General features: G+C 72.0%; 7 protein-coding genes. 1 reads left to right on the top strand and 6 read right to left on the bottom strand.

The features are described from left to right. Positions 1-127: 127 nt before the first annotated feature. The gene (locus ACFWRV_RS36045; RefSeq protein ID WP_384340363.1) at positions 128-1,372 is read right to left on the bottom strand and encodes an Ig-like domain-containing protein; all 1,245 of its coding nucleotides are present in this window, start codon (positions 1,370-1,372) and stop codon (positions 128-130) included. A 217-nt stretch (positions 1,373-1,589) separates the two neighbouring features. Further along, positions 1,590-2,831, bottom strand: coding sequence for an Ig-like domain-containing protein (locus ACFWRV_RS36040; protein ID WP_384340361.1), 1,242 nt, complete (start codon positions 2,829-2,831; stop codon positions 1,590-1,592). Positions 2,832-2,982: 151 nt separating this feature from the next. Here ACFWRV_RS36040 and glgX point away from each other — a divergent pair, with 151 nt between their 5' ends. Then, entirely contained in the window at positions 2,983-5,259 is a 2,277-nt protein-coding gene (gene glgX / locus ACFWRV_RS36035) for a glycogen debranching protein GlgX (RefSeq protein WP_384340359.1), read from the top strand. A 4-nt stretch (positions 5,260-5,263) separates the two neighbouring features. Here the strand turns inward: glgX and ACFWRV_RS36030 are convergent, their stop codons facing one another. The 4 genes from ACFWRV_RS36030 to ACFWRV_RS36015 are packed head-to-tail and all read right to left on the bottom strand — an operon-like array spanning position 5,264 to position 8,996. After that, positions 5,264-5,917, bottom strand: coding sequence for a response regulator (locus tag ACFWRV_RS36030; RefSeq protein WP_384340357.1), 654 nt, complete (start codon positions 5,915-5,917; stop codon positions 5,264-5,266). A 55-nt stretch (positions 5,918-5,972) separates the two neighbouring features. Continuing rightward, a complete protein-coding gene (locus ACFWRV_RS36025) occupies positions 5,973-7,262 on the bottom strand; it encodes a sensor histidine kinase (protein ID WP_384340355.1) in 1,290 nt (429 codons plus the stop codon). A 14-nt stretch (positions 7,263-7,276) separates the two neighbouring features. Then, positions 7,277-8,077, bottom strand: coding sequence for an ABC transporter permease (locus ACFWRV_RS36020; RefSeq protein ID WP_384340353.1), 801 nt, complete (start codon positions 8,075-8,077; stop codon positions 7,277-7,279). 1 nt (position 8,078) lies between these two features. Continuing rightward, positions 8,079-8,996, bottom strand: a complete 918-nt coding sequence (locus ACFWRV_RS36015) for an ABC transporter ATP-binding protein (RefSeq protein ID WP_384340351.1) — start codon at positions 8,994-8,996, stop codon at positions 8,079-8,081. Positions 8,997-9,122 lie beyond the last annotated feature (126 nt).

Raw genomic sequence — 9,122 nt, 5'->3', positions numbered from 1 at the left:
GCGCTGGCGGTGGGGTTCTTGTTTAGAATATGTATGGTTTTCTGGAAACCCTCGTAAACCTCCGGCGGGCCGTTTGCGTTGGTTAACAGCACCGGGCCCGCCGGGGTCGTTCAGGAGCGGAAGGGGACTACTTCTTCCACTCCTCCCAGTCCATGTTCCAGCCGTTGAGGCCGTTGTCCGGGGCGATCTGCTTGTCCTTGGAGTTCTTCACGACGACCACGTCGCCGATCATCGACTTGTTGTAGAACCAGGCCGCCGGGGTCTGGTTGTCGTAGCCGCCGCGCACATCGCGCAGACCGACACAGCCGTGGCTGGTGTTGGTGGTGCCGAAGACCGAGGACGCGCCCCAGTAGTTGCCGTGCAGGAAGGTGCCCGAGGTGGACAGCCGCATGGCGTGCGGGACGTCCTTGATGTCGTACTCGCCGCCGAAGCCGACGGTGTCGCCGTTCATCCGGGTCACCTTGAGCTTCTCGCTGATGACCATCTGACCGTTGTACGTGGTCGTCGCCGGGGCGCCCGCGGAGATCGGGATGTCCTTGATCTGCTTGCCGTCACGGACCACCTTCATCCGCTTCGCGCTCGCGTCGACGGTGGAGACCTGGCTGCGGCCGATGGTGAACTTCACCGTCTTGGCCTGCTTGCCGTAGACGCCCGGCCGGCCCTCGACGCCGTCGAGGTTGAGTTCGACGGTCACCTCGGTGCCCGCCGCCCAGTACTTCTCCGGGCGGAAGTCGAGGCGGTCGTTGCCGAACCAGTGGCCCTCGATCTCGACGGCCGGGTCGGCCGTCACCTTGATGCCCTTCTCCACCGCGTCCGGGTCGGTGATCCCGCGGGTGAAGTTGATGGAGACCGGCATGCCGACGCCGACGGTGGAGCCGTCCTCGGGCGTGTACTGGCCGAGGAAGGTGTTCGCCGGGACGAGCGTGGTGAAGGTGGTGTCCTTCGCCGACTCCCGGCCCTCGGCGTCCTTGGCGACCGCGTGCACCGTGTACTTGGTGGAGGCGGCGAGGTGCCGCTCGGGCGTCCAGCTCACGCCGTCGGCCGAGATCTCGCCCTCGACCTCATTGCCCTTCGGGTCGGCGACCTTCACCGTGGTCAGCTTGCCCTGCTCGGCGCCGATCTTCAGGGCGCCGCTGGTCGCCACGGCCTCCGCGCCGTCCTTGGGCGCGATGGTCACGACCGCCTGCGAGGCGGTCGTGTCCTCCTTCTTGCTGCCCGCCGGACCCTTCTCGTCCCCCGCGTCGGCACCGCCGCCGCCGCACGCCGTCACCAGCAACAGCAGTGCTCCCAGAACCAGGGCCCAGAGCCCCGGCCCGCCGCGCCGCTTCCCGCTCGCCCCGGCCGATGCCCCCGATATCGGCTGCCCGTTCACTGTGGTCGTCTCCCCTCGCACGGCCCGGCTCCCGCCAAGACCCGCACCCCCGCGCGCTGCATATGCACGCCCGCCGCAAGATAATCACATCGCTCGCGCGGTGAACTCCCCCTGGGATGTCACCGTTCCGTCCCAAGTGGTCCGGAGAGCTGTGCAGGTGGCGCGGGGTGCCGGGGCGGCCGGAGCCGGGGAGCGGGCAGCGGCCCCGGCACGGGGATCAGCGCACGGCGGAGCCCGCCTTCCACTGCTTCCAGCCCATGTTCCAGCCGCTGAGCCCGTTGTCCGGTGCGACCTTCTTGTCCTTGGAGTTGACCACCTCGACCACGTCACCGATCAGGGTCCGGTCGAAGAACCAGCCGCCGGGGGTGGAGCCGCCACCGCCCTTGGCGTCGCGCAGCCCGATGCAGCCGTGGCTGACGTTCTCCTCGCCGAAGACGGACTCGTCGGCCCAGTAGTTGCCGTGCAGGAAGGTGCCGGACTCGGTGAGCCGGATCGCGTGCGGCACGTCCTTGATGTCGTACTCGCCCTTGCCCTTCTTGTCCGTGAAGCCGACGGTCGCCCCGTTCATCCGGGTCACCTCGTGCATCTCGGTGACGACCATCCGCCCGTTGTACGTGGTCGTCTTCGGGGCGCCCGCGGTGATCGGGACCGTGTCCACGAGCTCTCCGTCCCGCCGCACCTCCATCGTCTTGGCCTCCGCGTCGACCCGGGAGACCTGGGAGCGGCCGACCGTGAAGACGACGGTCTTGTCCTGGCTGCCGTAGACCCCCGGGGCGCCCTCGACGTCCCGCAGCCCGATGTCGACGGTGACCTCGGTGCCGGGCTTCCAGTACGTCTTCGGGCGGAAGTCGAGCCGGTCCTTGCCGAACCAGTGCCCGGCGACCTCCACCACCGGATCGGACGTCACCCGGATGGCCTTCTGCACCGCGGCCCGGTCGGCGACCGGGCGGTTGAAGGCGAAGGAGACGATCATGCCGGTGCCGACGGTGGACCGGTTCTCCGGTTTGAAGTAGCCGATGAAGCGGTGCTCGGGGACGAGCGTGGTGAACGTGGCGTGCCGTGCGGAGCGGCGCCCCCGTCCGTCCACGGCCACCGCGTCGATGCTGTACTTCGCGGCGAGGGCGAGCCGGGCCATCCGGGGCTCCGGGGCCCAGGAGCGCCCGTCCTCGGCGATGCGCCCCGCCACCGTCTGCTGCTGCGCGTCCTCGATCCGCATCACCTTCACGCTCTCCAGCCGCCCGTCGGGGATCTTCACCGCGATCCGGGTCTCCTCGTCGACGTCCTCGGCGCCGTTCTCGGGGAAGACGCTGATCGCGTCGCCGGGGGATCGCGCCTTGCCGTTGAGCAGGGCCTCCCGGGTGTCGGTGCAGCCGGTCAGCAGGGCCAGCACGGTCAGCAGTCCTGCCCAGGTCAGCACGGCGGCCGAGCCGGCGCGTGCGCTCTTCGCTGTGTCGTTCACGCTCCCCCAACGACCAGGGCCGGTCGGGGGAAACGTGAGTGCGGGCCGCCCGGTGGGCAGAACAGAGGGGAGGACTACCCCGAAGGGCCGCGGCCGGGACGCCGCGCGCCACTCGCAGGTGCCCGTCCCACGAGCCGCGGGAGGCTACACGGTGTCGAGCGCAGCCGAGCAGGAGGCAGTACAGGACCAGGAGCCGGTGCAGGATCCGGACGCGGTGGCCGCCGTGCGGGCGGAGGTCGCCGAGGTGCACCGCGCCGACGCCGTACGGTCGGGGGCGTCGGCCCCCGCCGTGTGGCCCGGGGCCCCGATGCCGCTGGGGGCCCGTTTCCGGGTCGGCCCGGAGGGGGTGGCGGGGACCAATTTCGCGCTGTGGGCGGGCGGGGCCGAGGCGGTCGAGGTGTGTCTGTTCGACGAGCGGGGCGTCGAGACGCGCTGTCCGCTCACCGAGCTGACCCATGAGATCTGGCACGGCTTCGTGCCCGGGGTGCGGCCCGGTCAGCGGTACGGCTACCGGGTGCACGGCCGCTGGGACCCGTGGACGGGGGCCCGCTGGAACGCGGCCAAGCTGCTGCTGGACCCGTACGCCCGCGCGGTCGACGGGACCTTCGCCCTGCCGCCCGAGGTCTACGGGCACGTCCGGGACTGGCCGGACCAGCATGTCGCCGACACCGTGCGCGACGACCGGGACTCGGCTCCGTACGTTCCCAAGGGTGTGGTGGTCCACGATGACGACGACTGGGTGGAGGACCGCCGCCCGAAGACCCCGTGGGCCGACTCCGTCATCTACGAGCTGCACGTGCGGGGCTTCACCAAGCTGCATCCGGACATCCCGCCCGAGCTGCGCGGCACGTACGCCGGGCTCGCGCACCCGGCGGCGATCGAGCACCTCACCCGGCTCGGGGTGACCGCCGTCGAACTGCTCCCGGTGCACCAGTTCGCCCACGAGGACCATCTGCTGCGGCGCGGGCTGCACAACCACTGGGGCTACAACTCCATCGGCTATTTCGCCCCGCACGCCGACTACTCCGCCTCCGGCACGGCCGGCCAGCAGGTCGGCGAGTTCAAGCGGATGGTGCACGCGCTGCACGACGCCGGGATCGAGGTGATCCTCGACGTCGTCTACAACCACACGGCGGAGGCGGGCGAGCTGGGGCCGATGCTGTCGCTGCGCGGCATCGACAACCGGGGCTACTACCGTCTGGAGGGCGACCCGCGCCGCTACGCGGACTACACCGGCTGCGGCAACACCCTGCACGTGGTGCAGCCGCAGGTGCTGCGGCTCATCACCGACTCGCTGCGCTACTGGGTGACCGAGATGGGCGTCGACGGCTTCCGCTTCGACCTGGCTGCGGCGCTGGCCCGCTCGATGCACGACGTCGACATGCTCTCCCCGTTCCTCGCGGTGATCGCCCAGGACCCGGTGCTGCGCCGGGTCAAGCTGATCGCCGAGCCGTGGGACGTCGGCAACGGCGGCTACCAGGTGGGGGCCTTCCCGCCGCTGTGGACCGAGTGGAACGACCGCTACCGCGACGCGGTACGGGACTTCTGGCGCGGCGCGCTCCCCGACGTACGGGATCTCGGCTACCGGCTGACCGGCTCCAGCGACCTGTACGCCTGGGGCGGGCGTCGTCCCTACGCCTCCGTCAACTTCGTCACCGCGCACGACGGCTTCACCCTGCGCGACCTGGTCAGCTACGAGCAGAAGCACAACGAGGCGAACGGGGAGGGCAACCGGGACGGGACGAGCGACAACCGGGCGTGGAACTGCGGGGCGGAGGGCGAGAGCGACGATCCGGAGATCAACGCGCTGCGCCGCCGCCAGCTCCGTAACCTGCTGACCACGCTGCTGCTGTCCACCGGGGTGCCGATGCTGGTGGCGGGCGACGAGATGGGCCGGACGCAGGGCGGCAACAACAACGCCTACTGCCAGGACAACGAGACCGGCTGGGTGGACTGGTCGCTGCTGGAGCAGCCCCACTGGCGTCAGCTGACCGAGCTGACGGCCCGGGTGCTGACGCTGCGCCGGATCCATCCGGTGCTGCGGCGGCGCGCGTTCTTCTCCGGCCGGGCGCAGGCCCCGGACGGGCTGCGGGACCTGGCGTGGTTCGCCCGGGACGGCCGGGAGATGACGGAGGGCGACTGGTACGCCCCGGCCGCAACGCTCGGGCTGTACCTCTCCGGCCGGGACATTCCGGGGCGGGACGCGCGGGGCGAGCCGGTCACCGACGACAGCTTCCTGGCGGTGCTGCACGCGGGCGCGGAGCCGGTCGCCTTCGCGTTGCCGGGAGCGCCGTGGGCCAACGCCTACGAACTGGTCCTGGACACCTCGCGGGAGGATCAGGCGGAGGCCCCCGGCACGGTCCTCGACGGCGGTACGGAGGTGACGGTGCCCGCCCGGTCGGTGCTGCTGCTGCGGGTGGCGGAGTAGGGCGTCAGCCGAGGATGCCCCGGTCGTAGCCGACGGCGACGGCCGCGGCCCGGTCCTTGGCGCCCAGCTTGGCGAAGATGTGGGTGAGGTGCGTCTTCACGGTCGCCTCGCTGACGAACAGTTCGGCGGCGATCTCCCGGTTCGTCGTGCCCCGCGCCACCAGGACCAGCACCTCGCGCTCGCGGGCCGACAGGGCGCTCCCGGCGGGGTCGGCGGCGGGGGTGCGGACCCGGGTCATCAGCCGGGAGGCGACGGCGGGCGACAGGACGCTGCGCCCGTCGGCGGCGGCCCGCACGGCGGCGAACAGCTCCTCGCGCGGGGCGTCCTTGAGGAGGTAGCCGGTGGCGCCCGCCTCGATCGCGGGCAGGGTGTCGGAGTCGGTGTCGTACGTGGTCAGCACCAGGACCTTCGAGCGCGCGCCGCGCCGGGTCAGCTCCGCGATGGCCGCGACTCCCCCGCCGCCGGGCATCCGCAGGTCCATCAGCACGACGTCGGGGTCCAGGCGCTCGACGACGGCGAGCGCGTCCACGCCGTCGGACGCCTCGCCGAGGACCGCGAAGCCGGGCGCGGCGGCGAACATGCCGCGCAGTCCGTCCCGGACGACCGGGTGGTCGTCGACGACGACGAGGCTGATGGCGCGGGCGGGGGTCTCGGTCATGAGAGCACCGTACGGGGGCTCTCGGACGCCTGACCAGGTTCCGCCGCGGGGCTGTTCACGGGTGCCTGACCAGGGGGACCCTCGCCGATACCGCCGTGCCGCCGCCCGGTTCCGACTCCACCTCGACCGCGCCCGCGATGCGCTCCGCGCGGGCCCGCATGCCGCCCAGGCCGAAGCCGCCGGTGCGGCCGGCCGGGGCGGCGGCCGCGAGGTCGAAGCCGCGTCCGTCGTCCCGTACGTCCAGGACCAGTTCGTCGTCCATGAAGGACAGCGTCACCCCGACCCGTGAGGCCCCGGCGTGCCGCCCGGCGTTGGCCAGCGCCTCGCCCGCGATGCGCAGGAGGGTGGCGGCGATCTCGTCGTGGACGGGTTCGACGGTGCCGGTGACGGTGAAGTCGGCCCGGACGCGGTGCTGTTCGGCCCAGCGGGCGACCGTCTTCTTCAGTGCCCCGGCCAGTTCGTCGTGTTCCAGCGCGACGGGGGTCAGGTTGTGCACGGAGCGGCGGGCCTCGCCGAGGCTGTGGCGGGCGAGCGCGGCGGCCCGCTCCAGGTGGAGGCGGGCGGTGGCGGGGTCCCTCTCCGTGAGGGAGGTGACGACCTGGAGCTGGGCGATGATCCCGGTGAGGCCCTGGGCGAGGGTGTCGTGGATCTCGGCGGCGAGCCGGCGGCGTTCGTCGTCGACCCCGGCCTCGCGGGCCTGCACGAGGAGTTGGGCGTGCAGGGCCGCGTTCTCCGCCATGGCCTGCTCCAGCCGGAGGTTGGTGCGCTCCAGTTCGGCGATGGTCGCGGTCTGGATGCGGGCCTTCTCCTCCTCGCGCATCCCGACGTGCCAGAAGAAGAGGGCGAGGGTGGCGTTGACGACGTAGAGCACGCAGAAGGCGACCCAGTTCATCAGGGAGGCGGGCGGCAGGCCGCCGCTCTGGGAACCGGCCAGGGTGACGGCGGTGGTGAGCAGGCCGATCCGGACAGCGCGCTGGGGCAGCAGGGGCTCGACGTCGAAGTAGCTGAGCGCCGCGTAGATCGCGAAGAACGGGTTGAGCCAGGACAGCGCGAAGGCGAGGACGGTCCTCGCCGTGTAGTAGGCCACCCCGGCCGGGGCGCCCGGAGCGGTACGCGGGCGGGCCCGGCCCCACCAGAACTGGAGCCCGTACGCGACCACGGCCAGGGCCCCGGCCGCGTACATCTCGGTGCGGGTCATGATGAGGTCGGCGGCGACGCCCCCGACGAGGACGGACAGGGTGAGGACGGCGTAGGGACCGTACCGGTAGAACTGCTCCCAGCGGTCCTCGATCGTGCGGGGCCCCGTCGCACCCGACGGGTACGAGGGGCTGGGCGGCGACGTCATGGCCGCAGTCTCCGTCACTGCCACCGGAAGAGGCGACCGGCCGCGATGCCCAGAACAACGGTCCACAGGGCGAGGACCCCGAGGTGGATCCAGCCCGGCCAGCTCCCGGACGCGGCCTGCTCCAGCGCCTGGGAGGCCGCCCCGAACGGGCTGATCTCCACGATGCGGCGCAGGGCGTCGGGCATCGCCTGGACCGGCAGATAGACCCCGGCGGTGAACATCATCACGAGGTAGGCGCCCGACCCGATCGCGGTGACCGCCTTCGTCGTGCGGGACAGGGCGCAGAGGGTGGCGCCCAGGGTCAGCGCGGCGGCGACGGCGAGCAGCAGCGCCAGCAGATAGCCGGGGAGCTGTTCGGGCAGCGGCACCCCGTAGCCGATCCGGCCGACGACGGTGACGAGCAGCGCGGAGCCGAGGCAGGCCGCGCCGTGCAGCAGGATCTGGGCGGAGAGCAGGGCGGAGGGCCGCACCGGCGTGGCGGACATCCGGCGCAGGATGCCGCGCTCGCGGTAGGCGGTGAGGACCGGCGGCATCGCCTGGACCCCCGCCGTGATCAGAGCGAGCAGGATCGAGATGGGGACGTACAGGTCGATGACGCGCCGTCCGCCGAGGTCGTCCTGCGCCTCGTTGAAGGCGGGCACGAATCCGAGGATCACCAGGAGGACGGACGGGAAGGCGAAGACCCAGAACAGGCTGCCCGGTTCGCGGAGGAAGAGCCGGGTCTCGGCGATCAGGACGGCGGCCGCGGGGCCGCGTCGCCGGGCGGCGCGGGGTCCCGGGACGGTAGCCGGTGCGGTGGTGGTCTCGGTCTGCATGTCAGGCGTCCTGTCCGGTGAGGTCGAGGAAGGCTTCGTCGAGGGTGGTCTCGGTGATGCGCAGCCGCAGGGCGGTGACGCCGAGTTCGGCGAGCAGGGCGACGAACGGGGTGAACGTCTCGTCGGTGCCGTGCAGCGTGAGCGCCCCCTCGCGGTCGGGCGGGGTCACGGACGCGACGCCGGGAAGCGCGGCGAGCCGGGTGAGGTCGGGGCCGGTGAGCGCCCGGGAGGGCGCGAAGGAGATGACCGTGGAGCCGGTGGCCCGCCGGATCAGCCCGGCCGGGGTGTCCAGGGCGACGACCTTGCCCCGGTCGATGACGGCGATCCGGTCGCAGAGGCGCTGGGCCTCCTCCATGAAGTGGGTGACGAGCAGGACGGTCACCCCGCCGTCGCGGATCTCCTCGATGAGCTTCCAGGTGTCCCGGCGGGCGCGCGGGTCGAGGCCGGTGGTCAGCTCGTCGAGGACGACGACCTTCGGGTCGCCGATCAGGGCGAGGGCGATGAACAGGCGCTGCTTCTGGCCGCCGGAGAGCCGGCCGAAGCGGGTGGCGAGCTTCTCGTCGAGGCCGAGCCGGCCGGCGAGCGGACGCCAGTCGACCGGAGCCGGGTAGAACGCGCTGTACAGCTCCAGCGCCTCACGTACGGTCAGCTTGGCCTGAAGCTCGCTCTCCTGGAGCTGGGCACCGAGCAGCCTGGTCACCCGGTCGTGGTCGGCGACCGGGTCGAGTCCGGCGACCCTGACCGTGCCGGCGTCGGGGATGCGCAGGCCCTCCACGCATTCGACCGTGGTGGTCTTGCCCGCCCCGTTGGGGCCGAGGATGCCGAAGATCTCCCCCTCGTCGACGGAGAAGGAGACGCCGTCGACCACGTGGCGGCCGGCGTAGGTCTTGCGTACCCCGTTGACTTCGATGATTGCCATGTCCACCAGGGTTCCGGCGGGCGGGCCCGGGCGGTATCCGCCGTCACGCTCGACGGCGCATCAGCCGATCGGTTGATCCGGCGTACGACCGGGCGGCCGGGAATCGGGCGTCCGGCGGTCCGGACC

Source organism: Streptomyces sp. NPDC058576, assembly GCF_042718715.1.
Taxonomy (GTDB): domain Bacteria; phylum Actinomycetota; class Actinomycetes; order Streptomycetales; family Streptomycetaceae; genus Streptomyces.
This window is presented reverse-complemented; position numbering and strand designations above follow the sequence as displayed.

What these genes read in the sequence shown, in the direction of transcription:
- ACFWRV_RS36030 (WP_384340357.1), bottom strand. Translation starts at nt 5,917, where the DNA reads ATGACCGAGACCCCCGCCCGCGCCATCAGCCTCGTCGTCGTCGACGAC.
- ACFWRV_RS36015 (WP_384340351.1), bottom strand. Translation starts at nt 8,996, where the DNA reads ATGGCAATCATCGAAGTCAACGGGGTACGCAAGACCTACGCCGGCCGC.
- ACFWRV_RS36025 (WP_384340355.1), bottom strand. Translation starts at nt 7,262, where the DNA reads ATGACGTCGCCGCCCAGCCCCTCGTACCCGTCGGGTGCGACGGGGCCC.
- ACFWRV_RS36020 (WP_384340353.1), bottom strand. Translation starts at nt 8,077, where the DNA reads ATGCAGACCGAGACCACCACCGCACCGGCTACCGTCCCGGGACCCCGC.